The sequence below is a fragment of the Crateriforma conspicua genome (genome assembly GCF_007752935.1).
Lineage (GTDB): Bacteria > Planctomycetota > Planctomycetia > Pirellulales > Pirellulaceae > Crateriforma > Crateriforma conspicua.
The window spans coordinates 1,763,220-1,788,790 of record NZ_CP036319.1; the positions used below are offsets into that span (position 1 = coordinate 1,763,220).

The following is a 25,571-nucleotide window of genomic DNA, read 5'->3' on the forward strand; positions in this document are numbered from 1 at the left end:
ACTGGATCAGCGGGCACGGTCTACATTTCAGAGAAACGTTCAGCCGTTGTGGGCGCAACACGCCGCTCGTTGTTGATCCAAATGTTCGGAGTCCTATTGCTGGGAGGGATTACTGCCTTCGTGGTCAGCGCGGTACTGCGGCAATTGATCGCCAAACCAATCCAAGGTTTCGTTTCGGCGCTGCGGAGTGTTGCCGCCGGAGACCTAAGCGTGATTGCACGTACGCGAAGCTGTCGAGAACTGAGTTATCTCGCCGATCAAATCAATTCGATGACCGAGGCTTTGGATCACGCTCAGCGCGACCATCGCGTTCACATGGAAAAGGCACGTCAAATTCAACAGAACTTACGACCGACGGTGAATGGATTGGTTGGAATCGACGTCGCCGAATTGTTCGAGCCGGCCGACGATGTTGGCGGTGACTACTACGACGTGATTCCATTGTCTGATGGACAATATCTACTTTGCGTCGCGGATGTGTCGGGTCATGGAGTGCCGGCCGCGATGGCGGCGACATTGCTGAAGGCGTTTGTGTCGGAAGCGGCAAAGAAATCGTCCAGCCCTGCCCAGATTCTGACAGATGTCAACGAGCGATACTGCGAGTACGTGATGATGGGACACTTTGCGACGATGACGCTACTGGTCGTTGACCCAAAAAGGCGACAACTGACCTACGCCAATGCAGGCCATGAATTTCCGTTCTTGCAGATTGGACGCGAAACACCGGTGCGATTGAATGTGGGCGACCTGATCTTGGGCGTCGAAGAGGATACCCAATACAACGAAGATACAATCCAGCTCGGTGATGCGGCCCGTTTAGTCATTGTTAGCGACGGAGTGACTGAAGCGTTTGACCCGAGTGAAGAACAGTACGGAACCGAGCGGATTGAGCAGTTGATGAACACGGTCAAACGCTGCAACGCTCGGGAACTGGTTGAAGCGTTTGAGTCGTCCATCGAAACGTTCCGCAAGGGGCGCAAGGCCTTCGATGACACCACGCTGTTGGTGGCTCAGTTAACTTGAATGGGCTGCGGTATCGTCGCCGAGATATCGTCCGATTGTGAATCCAACATCTTTTGAAAGCGTCGGGTAGGTTGATCGACTGAGTGGTCCGATGCGAAAGAACGATGCTTGGCCGACTTTTTGGAATTGCATTCGCTCGACCGCTCGCAGGGCGTTGTGGTTCGATCCTTCGGTCGTCAGCACCAGGTGTCGGATGCCGTCGCGTTGCAATTCGTCGGCCATCCTGCTCAAGATCGCCGCGTACAGTCGTCGTCCTCGGTAGGCAGGAAGCACCAAGACTTGGAATACGAAAGCGGCTTCGTCGGAGAGTTGGATTGGCAGACCAGTTTCGGGCTTGCCGTCGTGGTTCATTTCACCGGGTATGTTTCCAAAGGCGACCCAAGCGAACCCGGCGAGCGAATCGGCTTGAAAGGCTGCAATGCATTTGGCTGCGCCGGCGTCCAGCATTTCCAAGTCCCGCTCTGGGATTGCGTAATCCAACTCGGATGCGTGTTCTCGTAGCCGTTTGGATGAACACGAACCAATCGTGTAGCTGTCAGGCGTCGGCGTTCGCGGCATCGTGTCGATCGGCGACTGATAGAAGTGACTGACGTTCGCGATCGCAAAACGACGGACCACTCGATACGCCAACCAACGTATCGAGCGTGTAGATTGAGACTTCATGGTAGAACGTGCTCCTGCGTTAGTGGCAACAGCTTTCGCCGCCTGATGAGGGACGCTGCGAAACTGAAGTGGGAGCGGTTGTGAACGAATTTGCTGCGGGCGGTTGATAGTCGGTGTCGAAATCAACCCTCGTGTCGTATTGAATGTTGGCGGCAGCTTGCTCGGCGTATTGCTGAGCGGTCATTGCCGGTTCGTCTTTTCGATTGCCCAGCCAGGGCAGCGAACGGCATCCGGCGGATAGCGAGAGGGGCAAAACGAGCGCTGCGGTTGCGCAATATTTCCATAGCGATTTCATGACGACGTCCTTGTCGTAAGTTGAAAACAAAAAGGCAGGGACGGCGTGGTGACGTCATCACTTGCGTGAATCAGCCGCGACACCGCCCCCGCGTGAGTCAGATCGAAAGCGAGCAGTTCTCGCTCCCGAGTTGATTAACGAATCAATGGAGCATCAACTCCTTGAGACTTCAGAACAGCCAACCACTTTTGCGGCTCGGCCGCAATCTTCTTCGCGCATCCAGGGCAACAGATATAGATCGCCTTTCCATCCGCATTGACTTTGTATGGCCCACCCATCGCATCAAGCGGTTCGTCCATCACAGGACATTTCTTTTGTGCGGCAATGAACGGCGCATCGGCAGAAACGACCTTGAAGATGCCTTCCCGAACTTGTTCGGTACCTGCGGGAACGGACGCTTGATTACCGCTGCCGTAAACCATTGCCAAATACTTCGCTGGCTCTGCCTGAATCTTCTTGATGCATCCTTTGCAGCACAGATAGATCGGCTTATCGCCGACCATCACCTTGATCGGTATACCCATGCCACCAAGTGGTTCATCCATGACGGGGCAGGTCTTCTGGGCCGCAATGGCCGCTGCGTCGGCTTGGGTTGAGGTCGAGACAGTGATCTTTGCCGTCGTCGTGGCAGCAGGCTGGGCACTGGCTTGCGTGCCGTTGCCATAAACCATCGCCAAATACTTCGCGGGCTCGGCCTGAATCTTCTTGATGCATCCCTTACAGCACAGATAGATCGGCTTGTCACCAACCATCACCTTGATCGGTGTCCCCATGCCGCCGAGCGGTTCGTCCATGACGGGGCAAACCTTCTGGGCGGCAATGGCTGCTGCATCAGCTTGGGTCGCTGTGGTGACCGTGATCTGCGGGCGACCGGCGGCATACTTAGCCGGGTCCGACTTGACCGCGCCCACACAGCCTGCACAGCAAACGTAGAGCTTCTGTCCGTTGACATCGACGGCGACGGGATCACCCATGCTGCCGAGCGGTTTGCCGCTGACGGGACAGATCTTTTGTCGTGCGATCGCCGCGGCTGCCAGTTGTTGCTCGCTGGCCGGAACGGTGGCGACTTCGTTGAAAGAGATTGTGCTGGCCGCAATACCGACCAATTGCACATCGACGTCAATCTGTCGACCAGCGATTTGCGACAAGTTCACAGGAGCAGTCAACGCTCCTTTGCCATCGGGTAACAGGTCGTAGCGATAGCGTTTCGCATTGCCTTCGACTCGTACCGAAACGGCACCGCGTCCCCGGTCAACCGAAACCGGCTGACCAGCGCGGTCATAGACGAACATTTGCAGCCCGCCTTGTGAAACAATCGTTTCGATTTGCAGGTTGCCGGTTTGTTTCAAACTGCCGCCATGCGGCCCTGCTTGCGTCGCTTCGCGAGCCTGCGTCATGCCGGGCATCACGTGGTTGTGCCCAGCGTGATTGTGCTGCGATTGAATCGTCTGCCCAAACACGCCCGATGTGGACATCGCGAGTGAGAAAGCGGTGATGATGAGTGTTCGTTTCATGGGAGAACTCCGTTGTAAAGTTTCAGGACACCGTCCGTTGGGTCCGTCGATCTTGGTGAGGTTGATTGATTGGATGCCTGAGTCGTGAATTCCTTCACGGTCAAACGAAAAGTTTTATGCCGCTTTCATGAGTTCCTCCTCCGGCATCGCTTCGGTGCCTTCCCAAAGCTCGTCTTGAAATCCGAAACGCATTTTCAATTCCAGGTAGCCGCAATAGAGCGTCGGCACAATAAACGACGTGAACGGTTCAGCTAACATGCCACCGAACACGGGAATCGCCATCGCTCGGGCGACGTCAGCACCACGGCCTGTCGCAATTAACACTGGAATCAACGCGGCAAGCGTCGTCACCGTTGTCATCATGCAAGGTCGAATGCGTTTCAGTCCAGCTTCGTAGACTGTGTTGCGGATATCTTCGACCGTTTCGACTTTACGTTTCTTCAGCAGTTGATGGATGTAGGTCGCCATCACCACGCCATCGTCGACGGCTAGTCCGAACAACGCGATGAAGCCAACCCATACTGCCGTATTGAGTTCGACGCCCATCGTTGCCACTGCAATCATGCCACCAGCGAAGGCGACGGGGATACCGGAGAACACGGCCAACGAAATCGAGAGGTTTCGGAACTCCATGTAAAGCAACATCAGATTGATGCAGATCACCATCGGAATGATCCACATCAAACGCCTGTTGGCTTCGATCTGATTTCGGAAGCTACCAACGGCCTCGAGAGAGTATCCCGCTGGCAGCGATAACCGATTCGGGTCCGACGGAGGCAGCGACTGAGCCTCGCGGAGCTGTTCTTCGATCGCGGAGACGGATTCCAAATCGCCCTTGCTGCCATTGGTCATGAAAGAAACGTGAGCGACCAGTCGGCCATTCTCACTGTTGATTGCACCCGGCCCCCAAGTCGTTTCCAGCGTCGCGAGTTCTTCGAGCGGTACGACCGCCCCCGAATGTGTGACGACGGGTAAGCGTTTCAGGCCGTCGATCTGTTCGCGGAGGTCGCGGTTGTAACGGAGCCGCACTGGATAACGCTCACGTCCTTCAACGGTCTTGATTAAATTCATCCCGCCGAGTGCGGTCTCGATGACTTGGTTCACCATCGACGAACTCATCCCGTACCGCGATGCCGCCTCACGATCGACGGTGAACTCGACGTAGGGTTTGCCAAGCACGATATCGGGATTGACGGTGCCGGCGTTGATCAGCGGCGACTTCTTCAGCTCAGCGGAGACATTCATGGCCGCGTCAGCCAACTCGTCGAGTTCGTTGCCGTAAACTCGAATGGCCATCGGTGCCTTGATGCCAGACTGCAACATCACGACTCGGCCCTCGATCGGTTGTAACGCCGACGCGGGCGTGACACCGGGCAACGTGGCGACTCGGTTGATTTCGTCCCACACGTCGCGAGCCGTGACGCCTTCTCGCCACTCGCTTTCGGGTTTGAGCATCACATAGGTTTCGACCATCGCGGCCGGCGCGGGGTCGAGTGCCGATTCGACGCGACCGATCTTGCCAAGCACATCTTTGACTTCGGGAATCTGGCCGATCAAAACATCTTGCGTCTGCAACACTTGCATCGCTTGCGAGAAACTGGCTGCCGGGTACAGCGTCGGCATGTAGAACCAGCTTCCTTCGTCTAGGGCGATCCAGTCGTCGCTCTGCAACCCCGTAAAAACATGCTTGGCATCGACGTAGCCGGGAAAGTCATTCAGATCGGCACCGAACAAGTTGGCGAACTTTTCGACCGGACGGAGCACGGTTGGCATTCCGACGTAGGCACCCACGCCGATGATCAACAGCATCAACGGAAACGAAAGCGCAACCGCTTTGTGGTTCAGGGCGTATCGCAATCGGGCTGCGTAAATCCAACGAACGAAGCGACTGGAAGGAATCTCTTCGATTGGCCGAATCCGCTCTCGCAGCAATTGCCAACCGGCAATGAATCCGATCACTGCGGCGACGGTGGTCACGATCCAGGTTTCCAAGCCGAATCGCTCTGCGAGTCGCGACCCCCAAAGGAAATGCGAAGCCACACCGAGAAGTCCGGCCAGCGAAACGCCAGCGAGCAAAGCCGCACTCTTGCGACGCACATTGCTTCGCAGCATCAAACGGCACAGTGCCGGCACAATCGTGACGGCGGTGATCATCGCCGCAGCAATCGCAAATGTCTTGGTGTAAGCCAGCGGAGAGAACAGCTTGTAATCGCGACCGGTCAAAAAGAAGACCGGCAAGAAACTGACAATGGTTGTCGCCACGGCGGTCACGACGGCCGGTGCGACTTCAACCGTTGCCTCGTAGACGACTTCCGTGCGAGGTTGTTTGATCCGAGCCTCTTCGCTACCAGACTCCCAATCCGAAAGATGCTGGTAGATGTTCTCCGAAACAATGATCGCCATGTCGACCATCGTGCCGATCGCGATCGCGATCCCCGCCAGCGACATGATGTTCGCTCCGACGCCGACGAACCGCATCGCGATGAACGACATCAGCACGGCTGCCGGCAAACAGATCGCGACAACGAAACTGCTGCGGATGTGCAATAGAAACAAGAGGATGATGATCGCCGTGATGATGATCTCGTCGCGTAACGCATGCGTCAGCGTCGCCATCGTCTCGTCGATCAGTCCGCTGCGATCGTAGACGCCATGAATGGTCACTCCTTGTAGCGATGGCGTTATCGCGGCGATCTTGGCTTTCACGCGGTCGATGACGACTCGAGGATTTTCGCCGTATCGCATCACGACCACGCCGCCAACTGCTTCGGCTCCGTTGTAATCCAATGCACCGCGACGAAAATCAGGGCCAATCTGCACATTGGCAATGTCGCGGACGCGAACGGGAACTCCGTCACGCTGCATGATGACGGTGTCCTCGATGTCCTCAACCGCTTTGTCTTTGTCACCGCCAGAGCCGAGGAACCCCTTGCTGCGGACGATGAACTCCATGCCGGTCGTTTCGACTGTCTTAGCACCGACGTCCAAATTCGATCCCTTGATCGCCATCGCCAACTTGTCGAGCGATACGTTGTGAAAGCGAAGCTTGTCGGGATCGACTTCGATTTGATACTGGCGCACGTAACCGCCGATCGACGCGACCTCGCTGACCCCTTCGACCGCCTGCAATTCGTACTTCACAACGAAGTCTTGCATGCTGCGAAGTTCCGCCAGCCCCATGCCTTCCTCGGGTGGCTGAAGCGTGTAGTAGTAAACCTGTCCCAATCCGGTCGCGTCCGGGCCAAGTTGTGGCACGACGCCATCGGGCAACTGTGACGCGGCACTGCCGAGTTGCTCAGAAACTCGGCTGCGTGCCCAGTAAAAGTCAATTTCGTCCTTGAACGTGACCTGCACAAAGCTGTAGCCGAACATGCTCTTGCCACGCACCGATTCCGCACCGGGAACAGCGAGCAACGAAACGCTCAGCGGATAGGTGACTTGGTCTTCGATGTCCTTTGGCGAGCGACCCGGCCAAGGCGTCAACACGATGACTTGGTTCTCGCCAATGTTGGGAATCGCGTCGATCGGAATCGACTTGAAGCTGACCCAGCCAGCGACGCTTAGACCAATGGTCAGCAATACCACCAGCCAAGGTTCTTTAACGCAGAAGCGAATGATTAGATTAAGCATGGTTCGTCTCCTTATTGCACCGTGCGCGCGATTGAGGGAACCATGCCCGCGGGCATTGCCATATCACGAACTACTTCGCCGCACGTCAGCATCTCGCTGCCCCAATATGGGTTCTGCAAGTCGCCGCCGGGCTGCATCCAGTCGCCACCGCCGCCGGGAACCATCGGGCAGTAATAGTGCGTCAACTTCACAGCCGTCTTCGGCCCGCGAGCCACCGTGGCCGCTCGCAACATTGCGTGACTGACACCGCGATAGGCCTCGCGAGCCGTTTCTAACGAACCGTCCATGCGTGACGCCGCGCGGCGAGCAGTTGCGAACCGCCGTTGAGCTTCATCGGGAACATTGGCCAACATTTCCAGTTCGCGGAGACCTTCGATCAGCGTATTCAACGCAACGGGCGGAGGCGTTTGGTCGGCCGCCATTGCGCATTGGATTTCAAAGTACGCGTCGTAGGTTCGATCAAGCGTTTTGCCAGCGTCGCTGGCCAGCATGACAGGAGTAGTATTGGGAAGTTCCAGCGGTCCCGGCGAATAGCTCGGTGCTTTCGTCGGGTCCATCAACGAAGGATTGCCGGCGAGCTGCATTTGTGAGTCGATCAGGAAATTGCCGCCCGTCGCAACCGTCTCACCAGCCGAAAGTCCTTCCACAATCACCGCTTCTTTGCGATTCATGGGACCGACCGCAACTCGGCGAATCTCAAAACGTCCCGGTTCGGTTTCGACGTAGATCACGCTGTTTTCACCAGCCAGAAGCACGGCATCGCGCGGAACGGTCACGACTTGTTGCATCGGCAAGGGTTCTGATGCGAACCCAAGCTGCGACGTCGGCACCAAATCCATGTCACAAAGCGGACACTTACCGGGTTCGTCGCGGATGACTTGCGGGTGCATCGGGCTGATGAATTTGTTCGCCAGTGCCGGATCGTAAACTTGGTCCATTGGGATCGCCGGCACGGTCACCCGAGCAGTGGCATAGTCGCCCGGTCGCAGCTTGCCGTCGAAGTTCATGATCTCGACACGGACGCGAACCGTTCGCGTCTTCGGGTTCACGGTGGGGTCAATGAAAGCGACGCGGCCCGTGAATACTTCGCCCGGCATCGACTGAATTTCCGCTTCAACTTGTTGGCCGAAACGAACAGCCGATGCGTCGTCGGGGAACAGATCAAGCATCAGCCAAACACTGCTTAGGTCGGCTACACGGTAAAGCTTGTCTCCCGTTTTCACGTAGTCGCCCTCAACCGCTGACTTTTCGATCACGGTTCCTCTCTGCGGTGACTTGATGCGGATGCGCGACATTGGTTTACCCGACTTCCCCAACTGCTCGATCTGACTTTCCGTCATCCCCAGTTCCGTCAAATTTTCCCGTGCCATCTTGTTCAAATCGCCGCCAGAGATTTGAAAGCGACCAATCTTGCCATCGCTGTTCATGCTGGTGATGAATTCGGTTTGAGCGGTGTAGAGCTGCGGGCTGTAGATCAATGCCAGATCATCGCCTTCCTTGACCTTCACTCCGGCATAGTTCGCGTACATCTTTTCCAAGCGGCCGTCGATGTAGGCACTGATAGTCGATAGTTGGCTTTCGTCGTAGTCGATCGAGCCGATCGTGCGAATGGTGCGATTGACTTCACCCATCTTTGACATCGCGGTTCGAATGCCGACCAATCGTCGCGCCGATGATTCAATCGTGACCGAGATGCCGTCGCCGCCTCCACCTCCAGTTGCTTCAACCAGTTCCATCGCACACACGGGACACCGTCCGGGTTCCGTCGACGGTGGCGTACACATCATTGGACAGATGTATCGCTTGTCTTCGCCACCGCCGGATTCTGCAACGGATTCGCCTTGGCCCCCGGAAAAGCCATCCGCAGTCAGCCACTTCGTTCGCTGTGCGACACCGAGCAGAAAAAATACGAGTCCGACTACGACGACGACCGTTGATGCTTGCACAGCAGTGCGCACCAGCCACTTCATCCCGCCATCACTTTGCGGTGGGGTCGGCTTGGCTTCAATAGGCGTGGTCGTTTCTTCGGCCACCGCTTCCACTGGCTCGCTATCGGTCGGCGCATCCGTATCCACGCTGCTGACTTTATCGTCAACGTCGGCTTTGTTGGGTTCGATTGGTTCGTCCTGATTCATGACAGTTCTCGCGGCGTTTTCCGGCACGCGTTTGTGGTTCCATCCACGAACGTCAGCTCAAGAGGTGACTGGCCGACGACGCGACGGAGGGGATCGCATCATCGACCAGTCATCGCCTCCAGGCTGTGACCGGTTCATTGTTTTGGTGACGCGATCAAATCGCGTAGGGATTGCATCTGGATAGACTTCATTCGGAACGAGCGCGCAGCATCATTCGCGTGAAAGCCAACTTGAAAACGAAGAGCTACGAGCGCGCAGCTCTCCTATCGAGACGACGCTAGATGCGCCAGATGCAAAGAAACCGCTGAGAGAAATGCGGTGAGTGATCGCCGATCGGCAATCGTGACATCAGTTGATCTGGACGAATTGAAAGTCCAGCCTCGGATGCAACGTGATCCAAGTACGCAATCACGACCAAATCACGAACCTGAGGAACAGGTACGCGATGTGGTGCCGGTGCTAGCGGTTCTGATCGAATGCCACACATGCACGATGACAACGCAAATTGGTCTTGAACCAATTTCTCGTCGTCGGATTTCGGTGGCTCGGGCACGACATCAGAAATTTCACCGAACAGGTCGTCGTGCTTTGATTGTTCGCCTTTCTTCGTGCAGCAACTGCTGGCGTCTTCTTCATTGCCGCTACAGCAACCGCACAGTTCGCCGTCCGTTTTCACTTCACAGCATTTGCAAGCGTGGCAGACCGTCTCGGCCTCGCAGCACTGACCTTGAGCACATGTTCCCTGCGCAGCCACCAACGCCATCGGCTGAATCACCATTGCAGCGATCAGACAAAGATTAACGGCGGTGCGAATTAGGGGGAAGTTGTTCACTATGGCCTTCCGAAATAGATACCCATGCCCGGTATGTGAACTGTATCGGAAATCTGGCCGAAAAGTTCAATAGGAATCACCCGGTTAGGCAAACTTTGACTTCTTCAGTGTAACGGAACAGGACGGAAATGCCATGGATCGGCAATATTGGACACCTGCTACGAAACAAACCAAGCGAATATTGCTTGGTGCACTGATCGCCGCCTCCATGTCCGGTTGTGCGACCCAAAGAGGCGTCCAAATTGCCTCGGACACCCAAAAAGCGACCTCATTCGTCGCCGCTGAAACAGTCTCAACGAACACGCGGCCGGAGGCAATTGCCTATCGATCTGTCGAAACGCCAGTGCAATTGGCTGGCTTCAACGATGGCATGGTCGTCGCCTCGCCCGCCGCGTTCACGCTGCCACAAGACAACGACGGTGAGCTGGGATTGGACAGCGAAGAGGCAGATGTATCGAGCCGCAGCTTCAGCGACTTCCTGCAATTGGATCCACCTGAAGAAGATGGGGAGAGGGGGAGTCAGGGAGATGGGGAGAGCGATGAAGATGAAGTTCGAAACACCGACTCCCAGACTCCCCCTCTCCCAGACTCCCCCACTCCCAGCTCCCCCACCGCCCCAGTCGAGTTCTTCGTCAACGAAGCACTATCGCGGCACCCGAAAATCCTTGCCGCACGACAGCGAGTCGCCGCCGCATCAAACGTCATCCCGCAAGCCAAAGCACTTCCCGACCCAACGTTCAACAACACGTTCTGGCCGTTCCATGACAACGCGTTGCAAACCGCAGGCGGTCGTGTCGGAAATCAGATGTCGGTTAACCAGAAAGTCCCGTTTCCCGACAAGCTAAAAACGAAAGCCATCATTGCGAGTCGCGAAGTCCAGATCGCTCAAACCGAAGTCGACGGAATCGCTCGCGAGATCACTGAGTCCGTACGACTGGCATACTACGAAGTCTGGTTTGCCACACGTGCGATCGCGATCATCGAGGAAACCAAAGACCTCGTCGCTGACTTGACTGACGTTGCCGAAGCCCGCTACCGCAGCGGTGGTTCGCAACAAGACGTGCTGCGCGCTCAGCTTGAAACCGATCGCCTCGACGAACAACTCATCACGCTTCGCAGACAAAAGCAAGTCGCCCAAGCCGACCTCGCAACGCTGCTGCAACAACCTGTTGACTTGCTTCCCGAAGCAACGGATGAACTCGGTATCACTGACACGCCCCAGCAAATTGAAGAATTGATCGCGTTGGCCGAACAATGCAATCCAAAACTGCGGGGTCTTGCGTGGGAAATTCAACGCGACCGCGACAAGGAACGCTTGGCGTGTTTGCAGCAGTATCCTGACTTCAATGTCGGCCTCAGCTGGGGATTGATCAGCGACGGTCACGATGTGATCAGTCCTGTCGCCAACGGGAACGACAACCTGAGCATCAGCTTTGGGACGACGCTGCCGATCTGGCGGGAAAAGATTAACGCCGGCATCCGCGAAGCCGCTCACCGACGCAGCAGCACCACCCGTCGCCTCGAAGCCGAACGCGACGAACTCTACGGAAAGATCCGTCGCCTGATCGTTCAAGCCGACGCATTGGCGGAACAACGCGATATCTATGAAAACCGCATCATTCCCCGCACCGAAGGCACACTTGAACTTTCGATCGCCGACTACCGTGGCAAACGCACGGACTTCTTCACGCTGATAAAAACCTACCGCGAGCTCTTAATGTTCGAGACCCAACTCGCCCGCATCGACGCTACGCTAGCCGGCACGATCGCCCAGTTGGATCGCACTGTAGGTTGCCCTCAATAAGAAGTAGGGGTGTTGGGGGTGAAGGAGAAGGGAGAACACAACTCGCTCCTCCCTCACTCCCGACTCCCATCTATCAACCTCCGCAATTCACGCCGTGCCCGGTTCAACCTCGATCCAACAGTACCTTCGGGGATGTCTAGCGTCTGGGCGATCTCTTGGTATGACAGACCGCTCTCTTCTTTGAGCGTGAAGATCGCCCGTAGTTCCGGATCGAGTTGATCGAGTGCCTGGCGTACCATCGCGACTCGTTCGTCTTGCTCAATGTGGTCGGTTTGGTCAGCGGTCGGCTCGACCACCAGTTCTTCGGTCCGCCGATGTTTCTCGCGGCGCAGATGTTGCAATGCCTCGTTGGTGGCCAGTCGATACAGCCACGTTTCAAACTTCGACTCGCCACTGAATTGATCGAGCTTCGTAAACGCTCGGACGAAAGTTTGCTGCGTTAAGTCATCGGCGTCCTGCTGACCGACCATCCGAACCATCAAGCGAAACACACGATCCGACGTCGCCTGGTAGATCGAGCGCAACGCAGAACGATCTCCAGATATCGCAGCGGCGATTGTCTCGGAGGCGATCGTTTCGGTCGATTTGCGTTCATCGGGCTGGCCCATTGAAGAAGTTATACCAATACCCACCGGGGGTACCAATGCGGCTGGTCGCCGGGCAGGATTGCATTGACTTGAGAGCGGCTCTTGTTGTCTATCATGATTTCGTCGTCTTTTGTCTATTACGAAAAGCGGCTCCCGACCCAACGAGGGCTAGTCGTATGATGGGTCGGGAGCCTTGCCGTCTACGGTGAGACACCGCACACGACTGGAGCAAATTGTTTAATGCTCAATTGGTCAATTATCAGTTGTGGATTTCACGTTCTTAGTGGTCATGATCGTGATCATGCGAAATCTTGCCTGTGTAGGATTTGCCTTCGATTTGCACGATGACCGCACCTTCGGCCTCGGCTTCGAGCCACTGGTCCATTTCGGCATTGGTCGAAGCGAATCGTGACGACTTGCCAGCTGCGTCTTCGCCTTGCGGGTCGGCGGGAAGCTCGAACGACTTCACTTTGCCATCATGCTTTAGGCTGACCGTTAGCTTTTCGGCTTCGATCGCGACCGGCTGCGTTGCCGAACCATCAAGGACATACATGGCGACCGCTCCGGTGCCGTGCATCATTTCGATGTGGAACGCTTCTTTGCCTAGTTCGACCAACTCGCCGCCGTGGGGTCCGTGCTCGGGATGCCCATCCATCTCAATCATCGGTGGCATTTCGTCTATCTCGACAGGGCCAGATGCTTCCGGAGCTTCGGAGACCTGCACGTCCTTCTTTGAACATCCGAGAAGAGTGAAGCAAGCGAGGGTCAGAGCGAATAGATGAATTTTCATTTTGGATACCGATGAGAGGATGGGGATGAGCGGATGAAAGTCAGGGAATGGAATGGGGGATAGAACGAAGTTCCCTATCCCCCATTCCCAATTCCGCGATTCTTAGTGAGCGTGTTTGGTCTCGAAGCCGAGCTTCTTTAACCATGCTTCCCACTGGTGAGCTTCTTCGTGGCTTTTCAACGCCATCTGCTGCCACTTTGGACAGCGGTAGTTGACGTCCATGTGTCCGCCGTGCGAGCCGACTTTGACTTCGCAGCGAAGTTTCTTCAGTGTGCCGACCAACTTGTCCGCCTTCTCGCCTTCGCTGTGTGTGGTCTTCCACTTCTCCAAGCGATACGACACCAGTTCTTTGGCAGCCGTGTTCGGCTCAGCGGCCTTCGCCAACATGCCACCCAACGAAATCGATGCGACCAAAGCCGCGACTGCAAACATCCGTAAATTCAACATTTCAAATCCTCCGTGGAAACCTTCTCAAACAGAAAACATCACTCCGGCAACGCACCGGAACAAACAACTAACTTGTGACCAATTCAGGTTCAGGACTGAGGTGTTCACTCCCCATGCCCGATTTCTCATCTCCTATGTCTCCCGCGTGATCGCGAACAATCTGCTGGCCCGCGCCGACACCGATCGTCCAAAACAACGCCGGTCGAACGAAGAACTCCGCCAACGTGCTGGTCAACAATCCGCCAACGATCACGGTGGCGATGGGATACAAAATCTCTTTGCCGGGTTCGCCCGCGGCGAGTGCGAGCGGAAGCAAACCGATGCCGGACGTCAGTGCCGTCATCAGCACTGGAGCCATCCGTTCTTGGCCCGCGCGACGCACCATCTCACCCGTCCACGATTCGCCTTCGTGTTCGACCAAGTGGATGTAGTGGTTCAGCAGCAGGATGCCGTTGCGACTGGCAATGCCGCACAACGAGATGAAACCGACCATCGCTGCGACCGTTAGGTTTTGATCCGTGATGACGAGTGCCGCGACCGCTCCGATGAACGCCGTCGGCAACGCAACCAACACCTGCATCGAGAAGTTGACGTTGCCAAACAACGTGTAAAGCACCAAGAACATGCCTAGCAACGCGACGCCCGAAAGAATCATCAATCGACGCGTTGCCGATTGCTGGCTTTCAAATTGGCCGCCGTATTCGATGAAGTAACCCGGCTCCAATTCCAAATCTGCCAGTCGCGTTTTGATTTCGCTGACAACGTCCACGACGCCTCGCTCGGAAACGTTGGCTTGCAACACGATTCGACGCCGTACCTGTTCGCGCTTGATCATGTTCGGCCCGCCGCTCTCGTAGATGTTCGCCACCGCCTCAAGCGGCAACGTGCCTCCATCGGGAAGTGGGACGGCAAGACGCTTGAGTTTGGTGACGTCCTCGCGGTACGGTTCATCCATTCGTAACATCAGATCAAACGTGCGTTGGCCGAGCAGCACTTGGCTAATGACCTGCCCGTTCATCGCGGTCTCGACCAGTTCCATGACGTTGGCCGGTCGCAGCCCGTTTTGCGTTAGAGCCTTGCGATTCAGCTCGATGCGAAGCTGTGGAATGTTGGTCTGTTGTTCGATCATCACGTCGGCCAAGCCCGGCACGTCCGCGATGCGTCTCTTCATCTCCTCAGCCTTGTTCCGCAACACGTCTAGATCGTCGCCGAAGAGCTTGATGCCGATTTGCGCCTTGACACCCGAGATCATGTGACTGATCAGGTGCGCCAGCGGTTGCTCGGTACTCGACACCACGCCCGGAATGTCCTCCATCGTTTCGCGAATCTGCTGGATCGTGCCTTCGCGATCTGCGTCGTCAGCGATCTCCAAGAACAACTCGGTGACGTTGACGCCTTCGGCATGTTCGTCAAGCTCCGCTCGGCCTGTTCGACGCGCGACCGACTTGACCGATTCGATCTTCATCAACTCCTCTTGCACGCTCTGCCCGATCTGGTTGCTCGTCGCCAGCGATGTGCCCGGTGCAAGCAACGCGTTGACCTGAACGGCTCCCTCGTTGAACGGCGGCAAGAAGTCACGTTCGAGTTGCGAAACCGCGAACAACGCGAACGTCACCATGACGGCCGCGACGCCCAACACGGGACCGGCGAATTTGGTACTGAAGTTAATCGCCAAACCGGCAATGCCTTTGAGTCCCTCCAGCAACCGGCCTTCTTCGGCTTCGGGACCACCCAGCAGTCTTTCGATCACTTGAATCAGAACCCAAACCACTGGCGTCAGGACGAGCGACCACCACAGTGGATTACCCGGCAGTTCAAACGGCAAGTGCAGAATGTGAATCGCTCGCGGGACGACCCAGTACATCGTTAACGCAGCGATGCCGAAAGCTAGAATCGGTACAACGATTTGCCAGACGCGCCGGCCGACCAACAGTAACGATGCCAGTACCGGCGTGACGGTCAGCGAAACGCCCAGCGACGCGATCAACGAGACAACGTACCCCATCGCCAACGGCACAAAGAGCTTGCCTTCCATGCCTTCGAGAGCGAACAGCGGGATGAACACCAGAACGACGATCGCCGTCCCGTAGACCACGCTGCTCCGTACCTCGATGCTGGCGTCGTAAACCACCGCAAGCGTCGGTCGTGGGGATTCGCAGTGGCGGTTTTCTTTCAAGCGGCGGAAGATATTTTCGACGTCAACGATCGCATCGTCGACCAGTTCCCCGATAGCAACCGCTAACCCGCCGAGCGTCATTGTGTTGATCGACAGACCAAAAGCAGCAAACACGCACGCGGTTGCGATGATCGACAGCGGAATTGCGGTGAGCGTGATGAACGTCGTGCGAAAGTTCAGCAAGAACAGAAACAAGATCACCAAGACCAGCACGCCGCCATCGGCAAGCGCTTCGACGACGTTGTCGATGGCTCGGTCGATGAATGATCGCTGCGAATAGACGTTGGCGATTCGGATGTCGTCCGGCAAGGACACCTTCAATTCTTCGAGCGCTTCGGCAATCGCTTGATCGACGGCGCGAGTGTCGCTGCCGGGTTGCTTGTTGATAGTGAGAACCACCGCCGGTCCGCCTTCGACTTTTCCATCGTCGCCGCGAAGATACGCGGACGAATCGCCACGCATGACTTGCGGGCCTTCAACAACTCTGGCGACGTCACCCAAAGTGATCGGGCGACCGTCCCGCAATGTGATCGCAATCTCCTTCAGGTCCGCTAGGCTGGTGATTCGCCCGAGTCCGCGAACCAGCAATTCGTTCGCGCCACGCTGATCTAGATAACCACCGGTCGCATTCAGGTTCGACTCACTGACGGCCGTGTGGACATCGTCCATCGTCAGTCCGAATTCACGCAGCAAGTCCGGATTCACCAGCACTTGGTACTGCATCCGGCCGCCGCCCATTGAAAAGACTTGTGACACGCCGGGAATCGTCAGCAATCTTTGACGGACGACCCAATCGGCCAGCGTGCGAACCTCCATTGGCTCGGCTTTTCCGCCTTCGCTCCACATGCCGTACATGAGAATCTGTCCCATGATTGACGAGATGGGTGCGAGTGTTGGTTTCACGCCGTCGGGCAATTGCTCAGCGGCAAGTTGCATACGTTCATTGACGACTTGTCGGTCGTTGTAGATGTCGGTGTCCCACTCGAACTCGACATAGATCACTGACAGACCGATGCCGCTGCTGCTGCGGACTGACTCAACGCCGCTGGCACCGTTGAACGTGGTCTCCAACGGAAACGTGATCAGCGTCTCGACTTCCTCTGGTGCCATCCCCGGCGCTTCTGTGATGACCACTACACGCGGCCGGTTCAAGTTTGGAAACACGTCGATCGGCAATTGCAAGGATTGCCACGCACCAACGCCCAGCATGATCGCGGCAACCGCGAGCACGATCAGTCGATTGTTCAGCGAGAAGTGAATGATTTTATCTAGCATCTTGATCCCTCAAAGATTTGGTTTGGCAAAGCGAACAACTCAGTGGTTGTGCCCTGCGTGGGGATCAATGGCTCCGCCCGCCTGGTTCTTCATCGCCATCTGCAATTGATGAGCACCGCTAACGGCGATCGTCTGACCGGGCCAAACTTGGCCGTCGTTCTTGATCGCGACGTTGACGCTGTCCGACGCAATGACTTCCACCGGAACACGATCAAAGTGATCTCCGTTCTCGACGAACAAGAATCGCTCGGGGCCTTCTTCGGCAACCGCGTCCTTGGGAACAACAATCGCGTCGGCGACTTGCGACTGTGGAAGCCGAACGGTTAGCCGTTGGCCGGGCTTGTATCGCCAACTGACGTAGCGTTTGTCGCCACGCTGTTCGCTGCGTTCGATCTCATTGGTCAGTCCGACATAGAACGGCAGCGACCGTGATTCAGTACCGACTTCGTTTCCGATGTAGACCACGTTCAATCCCGTGATCGTTTCGACTTCGTCGCCCGCACCGGTCATCGTGGCTTGCAATTCAGCACCCGAATCGGCAGCCTTTCGCAACAGACCTGCGTCACGCTGGTAGGCTTGGCCTTCGATTAGCAAGCGGCTGTAATTCGACAGCTGCGCGATCTGCTGACCGGCGCTAACAGATTCGCCGCGTCGAACACTCAGTTCTGTGACCAAGAACTCAGCGTCAATGTGATTGTGCGAAGGCAGCGACATCGGCGGTGGTTGTATTGCCGCTAATCTTGCACTCGGGTTGCCCGAGACTCGGTTGTTCGCTTCGCCCAGCGATTCGTGATGCAGTGAATTGTCTTCTTCGACCAAGGGGGCCGTCACGACGACTTCGCGGACCAACGTGCGAGTGCGTTCGATGCTTGCGATTTGGTCTTCACTCAAACCGTGCAGCAACATTGACTGCTTCGCCGCACGGATTTTCGCCTGCAATTTGTCGCGTTCGTACTCGCGGGTTATTCGCGTTTTCCCAGCGATCGCGCCCGAACGGGACGCCGAAGTCAGCCGCTGAATCTCCCGCTCCTCGACATCCAGTTGCCCGAGCTGCGAGAGGAAGTCTTCTTGCGTATTGACGAGGTCTTGGTGCGTCAGCCGAAGCGTGAACAACGGCTCGCCGCTCTTAATCATCTCGCCACGAGAGATATTGATCTTGTTAATGACGCCCGTCAGTGGCGACGTGATCGACACATGCGTTTCACCGGGCCAGCGCGTCACCATGCCGGGGACCTCGATGTAGCTCGTGTACGGTCCAACGGTGACGGCCTCAGTCTTCAACCGCAAGTTCGCACGAGCCTGCTGGCTCAATTCGATCGACTGACCCGCTTCGTGACCATCGTGATCATGTCCGGCATGGTCGTCGTCGCCGTGGTCATCGTGTTCACCTGGACCGTGATCGTGACCCGCGTGCGGATCAGACTCAACGATTGCAGTGGCAACGAGGCCAAATTGTTGTGGATAGTCGGTAAAGGCGAACGCGCCGACGACGATCGCGATTGCCATCGCCAGGACGGTCAAAACGGGGCCGCGCAGGCGCACCAGCCAAGCTCTTAGCGTGGACATGCAAACACATTGATGATTTGAGATTGAAGAATGTAGATTTCAAAAGAGGACTGAAGGATTCAACAATCTGGCGACGCGCAAACGCCTTTCCAAATCGTCAATCTTCAATCAACAATCTTCAATTCAAATGATCCACGTGCAGAGAGAAGCACAATGGGAGAGAGAGTCCGTCGCAACCTGCGGCGACCGCTGATTCAAATGACGGGCCGATAGCGAACTAATGAAGCTCAGCATCGGATCGTGCTCATAAGTCACGAACGCGACCAACGGAGCATCAATGATGAACACGACATCACTTGAAGGCACAAAACTGCATTCGACGACGCCATGGCACCCCGGATGGTTTCCATCACAGGGTTGCGACTCGCAGGCACAACACGGAGCCGCTAACTCGATCGCATTGTGGATCGAATCCACCGTCTCTTCTTCACCCGAGCAATCATGCTCGTGATCGTGGCCACACGCGTGATCGTCGTGGACACTTGGTGAATCAGCCGCTGAACAGGTGTGCTGGCATCCGTCATGGTCGTGGTGCCCACACGCGTCAGCATGATGCAGCGAACACCCGAAAATCAGGTGCAGCAGTAATGCGGCGACGGTAGTGAGACGACAAACGACAGACACAAAAACATCCTTCGGGTACGGTACAACGGTATTATCGGTCGATACGGTGGAAACGACCATACCAGTCCAATAGTAATGTCAAACTTTCGTCAGATTACGCATCTTCTGGTGGCGGTATCGCGGGAAATCACAGGCTCAGAGTCACCAACAGGCCTTCGATTTCCGCAGCAGCCTGCTTGGCTTGTCCGGCGGCATCCAGGACGTTCAATTGAGTCGTGAAGAGTGTTCGCTGTGCTGTTAACAGTTGTAGGAAATCGGTTTCGCCCGCATCAAATGCCTCCAACGAGAGCTTGTAGGTTTCCTCCGAGGTCGGCACGACCGATTCCTGCAAGCGGGTGTAGCGTTCCAACGCGACTTGGTAGCGGCCGACGGCTTCGGCGAGCCGGGCTTCTAGGCTGAGTTGCGTGCTCTGGATCGCTGCCGACGCTGCGGCGATGTCGGCTCGGGCACTGCGTATGTTGCCCTGATTGCGGTTGCGAATGGGAAGCGGAACGCTGACGCCAATGACCGCGAACGTATCATCCGTAGCGGCATCGACACCAACACCGACGGTTCCCGTCACGTTCGGCGTCACTTGGGCACAGGCAAGTTGCAACGACCATTTAGCTCGCTCAAGCTCCGATCCGGCCCGCGATAGTTCGGGACTGTTGGTCGAGATTTCGGCGAGCAATGCTTCCCACGGCGCGCCGGTCAGATCGTCACCCACGTTGCCGCTAAGCGGTCCGGGCGGCAGTGTTTGCATCCCGGCAGCAGCGGCAAGCGTCCGCAGGTTGGCTTGCAACTGCGTTCGAGCGTTCTCCGCCGTAATCCGCGCTTGCTCAGCTTCAACGCGAGCCTGCAACAAAGCAATTTTGGAAACCTCTTCGGCTTCCAACAGGGCATTCACTGATTCGATCGACTTCTCAGCCAACTCGACAATCTGGTCAGCAATGTTGGCCCTTCGCTGCGATACGATGGCTGTCGCAAACGCAGCACGAACGCGAGTCAAAACGCGAAGCTCCGCAATTCGCAGCGCAGCTTGCTGTTTTTGGATCTCGCGGGCCTGCACCTGTTGAGCAATCCCCAGCTTGTTGGCGGTAACGAACTGCTGAGACATCTGCACCGAATGCAGACCGGTGGCATCTTCGTTGCCGATCTCATCCGACTGATATTGCAGCACCGGATTGAACGGCAAGCCCGCTTGAACGTATTGCCCGCGAGTTGATTCGACACGAGCACGAGCTTCCGCGATGGCCGGATGCGAACCCAATGCCATCGACTCAATTGACTGAAGCGTCAGTCCGGCGGGTTGCTCAAAACCGTAGGAATACTGGTCCTGAATGAACGGAGCGGTTTCAACCGTCTCGTTCGCCGCGTCCAAAGCCATCGCGTCGCGTAGAGACGCGGGATCGTTGGCAGAGGCACCACCATCCGAATCCAAATCATCAAGCTCGACGTCGAGTTCGTCCAATTCATCAAGATCTCTGACCTGCAAGTCGTCATCGTCCGTGAACGCAACCGTCCGCACGGTGATAGGCGGTTCAACAACCCGCGTTTGGTTCGTCGCCGAGACGTGTTCGCTCGAAGTCGATTGAGCGACATGCTGCCCAACCGACTGGCAACCACTCGTGAAACCCAAAGCCGCCAAAAGCAACAAGCGTCTTGCTCGCCGCCGGCGCGTACTGGTCCTATCGTTCGCGATCACCGCGTCTTCCTCCGTGAAAATACAGACCAGCCCATGCTTTCCATCGGATGGGTACGATCGGATTGTTAGTTGCGATTCCGCAAGTGCGAACATTCGGAAGAATCCGCGATCGGGTTGTAACGATTTTAACGTCTCAGCAGCGGAGCAGCCTCAGACCATTGGCGATCACCAGTAGGGAAGCGCCCATATCGGCCGCGATGGCGGCCCACAGTGATGCCACTCCCGCCAAGGTCAGCACGACGAACAATGCTTTGATTGCCAGTGAAAACCAAATGTTCTGGCGAATGATGGACAACGTTCGTCGCGAGTGCTCGATCAGCCAAGGTAGTTTCGACAGGTCGTCGGACATGAGGGCGATGTCTGCTGTTTCAATCGCGGCGTCGCTTCCCGCCGCTCCCATCGCAAGTCCCAATGAAGCCCGGGCTAGGGCGGGTGCGTCATTCACGCCATCGCCTATCATCGCGACATGCTCGTAACGTGAAACGAGTTGTTCGACCGCCGCGACTTTGTCTTCAGGCAACAACTCCGCGTGGACTTCGTCGATACCGGACTCCTTGCCGATCGCTTTGGCGGTGCCTTCGTTGTCGCCGGTCAGCATCACGATTTGCTTGATGCCGACTTGGTGCAAAGTCTTGATTGCCTCTCGAGTCTCGTCACGGATGGCATCGGCCAGCGTAATGAAGCCGCAAACGTGCTGGTCATTGCCGATCACGACGACGGTTCGCCCGGCCTCCTGCATCGCTTCGAGTTGCTGGTGAACCTCCGGGGTTTCCTGACCGCGTTGTTCCAAATAGCGATGCGAACCGAGCCAGTAGCTTTTACCATTAATGACTCCGGTCGCCCCCTTGCCTTGAATCGTTTCGAACGATTCGGCTGGCGGCATCGTCATGCCACGTTTCTTGGTTTCATCAACGATGGCTCGTGCGAGCGGATGGTTGCTATTGAGTTCCAAGGCTCCGCCGCGCGTTAGCAATTCTTCTTCGTCGTGGTCGTTCATCGGAACGACGTCGATGACTTCGGGGGCACCCTTGGTTAGCGTCCCGGTCTTATCCATCGCGATCGCGACCAGCTTACCAGGTAGCTCGATGAACACGCCGCCTTTAACCAACACGCCATTGCGTGCAGCGGCGGCCAGCGATGCAACGACCGACACCGGTGTAGAAATGACCAATGCACATGGGCAGGCGATGACCAGCAACACCAGCGACCGATAGATCCAAACCGACCATGGTTGTCCGAGCAGCAAAGTCGGAATTAAAAGCATCAACAACGCGACCGCCATCACCACCGGTGTGTAGACCGCGGCAAACTTCTCTACCCACTTTTCTGACGGAGCACGCTTCGATCCGGCGTCGCCGACCATCTGAATAATGCGGGCCAACGTCGTGTCTTCAGCGGCTTTGGTGCTTCGCATTTCCAGCAAGCCGTCGCCGTTAATCGTTCCAGCGAACACCTCACTACCGACCTGCTTTTCGACTGGCACGCTTTCGCCGGTGATCGGTGCCTGATTGACGTCGCTAATGCCCACGGTGACTTCCCCATCGAGCGGTATTTTCTCGCCCGGTCGAATGATCAGGGTCGAACCAACCGGCACCTCGGCAGGAACAACGTCGCGGACTTCTCCAGATTCGTGTCGCAGGTGAGCGACCGGCGGCGTCAGGTCCATGAGCGAAGCGATCGCCCGTCTAGCCCGACCGATGCTCCATGATTCCAGCAACAACGACAGCGAAAACAGGAATGCGACCGCCGCTCCCTCAAACCATTCGCCGATCGCGATCGCCCCGATCACCGCGACCGACATCAGCAAATTCATGTCAGGCCGCAAGGTGACCAGTGCTCGCCAAGCTTTCGGTAGCACCAAATACAGCCCGGCCAAAATTCCGATCAGGTAGCAAACGATCGCGGGCGTTGCGACGGCCCCGTCGAATCCGCCTGAGAGCAAATGAATCACCAGCCCGATCCCGCCGAACACACCGCTAATCGCGGTCATGATCGCCCGCTGATGCTTGACCCAGAACGATTGGTCGTCGGAGGACTGTTGTGCGTTCTCCCACGTTTCAGCTTTCAACCCGGTTCGCTCGATCGCCGCCAACACGTCACCGGAAGTAACGTCAACGCCATCGAGGTCGACGGTTAGTCGACCACTTAGCAAGTCGAAACCCAAACGCTCATCGCCACCGAGCAGCGGCACCAGTTCGCGTTTGATCAACGATACTTCTTCGGCACAATCCATGCCGTGAATTTTAAGTTGCATGTTGTTTGTATCACTCATCGTTGTCTTCCTCGTCGATTTGAACTTGCCATGCGTCGCGTCCAGACTCGTAGGCTTCCCAAGCCACATAGGGAACGATCAACAGTGCAGCCACCGGATCGGCCCACCACCAACCTTGCCACTGCACCAGACCGACGCCGATCAGCACGACAATGGTTTGGTACTCGCAGATCATCGTGTCAATGGCGTCGTATTTCAGAGTCGCCGAATCGGTCTTCTTGCCGTAGCGATACTTGCCCCATGCCAGCATCGGGTTGACGACCAACGACACCAGCAAGATGCCAATGCCCCACCACGACATCGACGCAGTTTCTTGGCTGATGAACTTGCTGATCGCCTCGTAACAGATGAATAAGACAGCAATCGTAAAGGCACCCGAGAGAACCCCTAACGCGATCTTCTTTCTCTTCCGCTTGTCTCGCTCGTTGATACCTTTGGCTTCGCCGTTCAATTGCCAGATCATGAACGCGGCGGAGTTCGCTTCGACGATGCTATCGACGCCCCAACTGATCAGCGCCGAACTGCCCGTCATGAATCCGGCCGTTAGCGAAATGGTCACTTCGGTGATGTTGTAGATCAGGCTGGCAATTTCGACATTGCGACCCCGGCGTATCAATTTTGCTCGTTCCTCGCTCATCGCACTTCTCTTAGCAGTTGAATGTTCGTCATGGCAAAGTGGTCAGCGGGAATGGCGGGAAGTCGATCAATCGCAATTTGCAAATCCTGTTCCGGGATCTCGTAGCTGCATCGGTTGACGAGCACGTCGGTGGCCGCTTTCATTTGCTCGATCGCGATCCATTCGCCGGGGCAGCGGTGGTTCTGGTAGTGATCGCCGCCGCCTTGAGGTATCAAGGTGAATGGATTCCCGTCCCATTCGCGAAAACGGGATGGTCTGAACGATTCTGGCTGGTTCCAAGGACGTGGATCATGGTTGGTGCCGTATAGGTCCAGCAGCACCTTCCGACCGCTCGGAAAGTGGTAACCGTGCCACTCGAATGATTCTTTCACCTTTGCTCCGGCAAACGGAAAGAATGGATAGTAACGCCGGACCTCCTGCACAAAGCAATGCAAATCATCCGGGGAGCCATCGCGAAGTTGTTCGCGAATCACAGGATGCTCGTTCAAGGCGTGCGCACACTGAACGATGTAAGCCGACACGGCGACCGTTGGACGCAAAATGTTGTTTAGCTCGACCGCAGCGATTTGAGCGTCGAGCAAGTTTCCATCGAGATCGCGATGGTTGGCGACGATGAATGCGGCGGTGTCTTCGAGGGGTTGATAGGTTCCAGCACGAATTTGTTCGATGATTCCACGCAGCCAAGCCTCGTTGCGTTTGCGTGCGATCCTTGCCCACCAATGGTTTGGACCAATACTGCCTGCATAGTCAAAAAGCGCCGCCAGCTCGCTGGTCCTGCGATCCACATCGGCGGGATCGAGCGGCACGCCTGCCCACTGACAAACCGCTTCGGTGAGAACTTCCTGAGCCTGTCGGTAAAGCACGACCTGATCCATGCGTGACCATTGCAGAATTCGACGGTTCCAAATGTCACGAGCAAGCCTCGTCAGTCCGCCCTTTTTGTCTTCGGTCAGCAACGACATGAACATCATCTTGCGATGACGATGGGCCTTGCCGTCCATGCCCTGTACCCCGCCGCGTCCGAACAAAGTCTTGGCGATTCGCGGCGGAGCGACACCGACGCGGGTGAAACGCGAGGTGTCGTAAAACGCCTTGGCGGCTTCCTCGCCTCGTATGCAAATGACCTTTTGCAGCAACAGCCGAGTTTCAAATGCGTCGGTGTTGAACTTCTCGCATCGTGACGAAACAAAACGGTACGGATTGCGTGCGAGCGCAAGTGTGCTATCGAGTCTTGTTTCTACAGGCAGCTTGCTCATCGTTGTTTCTCCACGGCTACATGATTTGATAGCGCGTCGAGTAGTTGCTCGTGGGTTTCGCTTCCCACAAGTCTTTGCACCTCGATGCCATCGACGAAAATCAATAGCATCGGATACTTGTCAATGTCATACTTTTGTTGAATGAACGGGTTCTCTTCAATGTTCAATTCGGCCACTTTCACATCTCCGGACAACTCCGATGCAAGTCGCTGTATCGTCGGCTTCATCGCGATGCAGGGCTGGCACCACGGTGCCCACATATCGACCAACACCGGGAGTTCGCTTTCAAGGACTTCAGCTTGAAACGAATCATCCGTCAACTGAATCGGTCCCGCGCTGGTCGGTGACGGAACTACATTCG

At 56.3% G+C, this 25,571-nt stretch carries 18 protein-coding genes; 2 read left to right on the top strand and 16 right to left on the bottom strand.

Annotation, left to right across the window (positions count from 1 at the left end; genetic code table 11):
• Nucleotides 1–81 precede the first annotated feature (81 nt).
• Complete coding sequence (locus tag Mal65_RS06620; RefSeq protein WP_231131368.1) at nucleotides 82–1,023, top strand: PP2C family protein-serine/threonine phosphatase; 942 nt, start codon at nucleotides 82–84, stop codon at nucleotides 1,021–1,023.
• On the opposite strand, the gene Mal65_RS06625 is transcribed toward Mal65_RS06620, so the two are convergent.
• The 6 genes from Mal65_RS06625 to Mal65_RS26805 form a co-directional block, all read right to left on the bottom strand.
• Nucleotides 1,015–1,686 carry a GNAT family N-acetyltransferase gene (locus Mal65_RS06625; protein ID WP_145295118.1) on the bottom strand — a complete coding sequence of 224 codons (672 nt, stop codon included), beginning with the start codon at nucleotides 1,684–1,686 and terminating at the stop codon, nucleotides 1,015–1,017. The two genes, Mal65_RS06620 and Mal65_RS06625, sit on opposite strands and share 9 nt — an antisense overlap.
• A gap of 19 nt (nucleotides 1,687–1,705) precedes the next feature.
• On the bottom strand, nucleotides 1,706–1,981 hold the full coding sequence (locus Mal65_RS06630) for a hypothetical protein (RefSeq protein ID WP_145295121.1): 276 nt from the start codon (nucleotides 1,979–1,981) through the stop codon (nucleotides 1,706–1,708).
• 134 nt (nucleotides 1,982–2,115) lie between these two features.
• Complete coding sequence (locus tag Mal65_RS26960) at nucleotides 2,116–3,495, bottom strand: hypothetical protein (RefSeq protein ID WP_196784624.1); 1,380 nt, start codon at nucleotides 3,493–3,495, stop codon at nucleotides 2,116–2,118.
• A gap of 114 nt (nucleotides 3,496–3,609) precedes the next feature.
• Nucleotides 3,610–7,125 carry an efflux RND transporter permease subunit gene (locus Mal65_RS06640; RefSeq protein ID WP_145295124.1) on the bottom strand — a complete coding sequence of 1,172 codons (3,516 nt, stop codon included), beginning with the start codon at nucleotides 7,123–7,125 and terminating at the stop codon, nucleotides 3,610–3,612.
• A gap of 11 nt (nucleotides 7,126–7,136) precedes the next feature.
• Nucleotides 7,137–9,260, bottom strand: coding sequence for a heavy metal-binding domain-containing protein (locus tag Mal65_RS06645; protein WP_145295126.1), 2,124 nt, complete (start codon nucleotides 9,258–9,260; stop codon nucleotides 7,137–7,139).
• 277 nt (nucleotides 9,261–9,537) lie between these two features.
• Entirely contained in the window at nucleotides 9,538–10,092 is a 555-nt protein-coding gene (locus tag Mal65_RS26805) for a hypothetical protein (protein ID WP_196784625.1), read from the bottom strand.
• A 133-nt stretch (nucleotides 10,093–10,225) separates the two neighbouring features.
• Here Mal65_RS26805 and Mal65_RS06660 point away from each other — a divergent pair, with 133 nt between their 5' ends.
• The gene (locus Mal65_RS06660) at nucleotides 10,226–11,896 is read left to right on the top strand and encodes a TolC family protein (RefSeq protein ID WP_145295133.1); all 1,671 of its coding nucleotides are present in this window, start codon (nucleotides 10,226–10,228) and stop codon (nucleotides 11,894–11,896) included.
• Between the two features lie 53 nt (nucleotides 11,897–11,949).
• On the opposite strand, the gene Mal65_RS06665 is transcribed toward Mal65_RS06660, so the two are convergent.
• From Mal65_RS06665 to Mal65_RS06715, 10 genes are all read right to left on the bottom strand, one after another.
• Nucleotides 11,950–12,540 (bottom strand): RNA polymerase sigma factor, encoded by a 591-nt coding sequence (locus tag Mal65_RS06665; RefSeq protein ID WP_196784627.1) that lies wholly within the window; start codon nucleotides 12,538–12,540, stop codon nucleotides 11,950–11,952.
• 223 nt (nucleotides 12,541–12,763) lie between these two features.
• A complete protein-coding gene (locus Mal65_RS06670) occupies nucleotides 12,764–13,147 on the bottom strand; it encodes a hypothetical protein (protein ID WP_196784628.1) in 384 nt (127 codons plus the stop codon).
• A gap of 228 nt (nucleotides 13,148–13,375) precedes the next feature.
• Complete coding sequence (locus tag Mal65_RS06675) at nucleotides 13,376–13,720, bottom strand: hypothetical protein (protein WP_196784629.1); 345 nt, start codon at nucleotides 13,718–13,720, stop codon at nucleotides 13,376–13,378.
• A 67-nt stretch (nucleotides 13,721–13,787) separates the two neighbouring features.
• Complete coding sequence (locus tag Mal65_RS06680; RefSeq protein ID WP_145295142.1) at nucleotides 13,788–17,171, bottom strand: efflux RND transporter permease subunit; 3,384 nt, start codon at nucleotides 17,169–17,171, stop codon at nucleotides 13,788–13,790.
• Nucleotides 17,172–17,210: 39 nt separating this feature from the next.
• Complete coding sequence (locus Mal65_RS06685; RefSeq protein WP_145295145.1) at nucleotides 17,211–18,737, bottom strand: efflux RND transporter periplasmic adaptor subunit; 1,527 nt, start codon at nucleotides 18,735–18,737, stop codon at nucleotides 17,211–17,213.
• Between the two features lie 751 nt (nucleotides 18,738–19,488).
• A complete protein-coding gene (locus tag Mal65_RS06695; RefSeq protein ID WP_196784630.1) occupies nucleotides 19,489–20,835 on the bottom strand; it encodes a TolC family protein in 1,347 nt (448 codons plus the stop codon).
• Nucleotides 20,836–21,178: 343 nt separating this feature from the next.
• A complete protein-coding gene (locus Mal65_RS06700) occupies nucleotides 21,179–23,317 on the bottom strand; it encodes a heavy metal translocating P-type ATPase (RefSeq protein ID WP_165701112.1) in 2,139 nt (712 codons plus the stop codon).
• Nucleotides 23,310–23,954 (bottom strand): cation diffusion facilitator family transporter, encoded by a 645-nt coding sequence (locus tag Mal65_RS06705; protein ID WP_174820141.1) that lies wholly within the window; start codon nucleotides 23,952–23,954, stop codon nucleotides 23,310–23,312. The genes Mal65_RS06700 and Mal65_RS06705 overlap by 8 nt, the downstream gene beginning before the upstream one ends.
• Nucleotides 23,951–25,210, bottom strand: a complete 1,260-nt coding sequence (locus Mal65_RS06710) for a cytochrome P450 (protein ID WP_145295150.1) — start codon at nucleotides 25,208–25,210, stop codon at nucleotides 23,951–23,953. Before Mal65_RS06710 ends, Mal65_RS06705 begins: the two co-directional genes overlap by 4 nt.
• Nucleotides 25,207–25,530 carry a thioredoxin family protein gene (locus Mal65_RS06715; RefSeq protein ID WP_196784631.1) on the bottom strand — a complete coding sequence of 108 codons (324 nt, stop codon included), beginning with the start codon at nucleotides 25,528–25,530 and terminating at the stop codon, nucleotides 25,207–25,209. Before Mal65_RS06715 ends, Mal65_RS06710 begins: the two co-directional genes overlap by 4 nt.
• Between the last annotated feature and the right edge of the window lie 41 nt (nucleotides 25,531–25,571).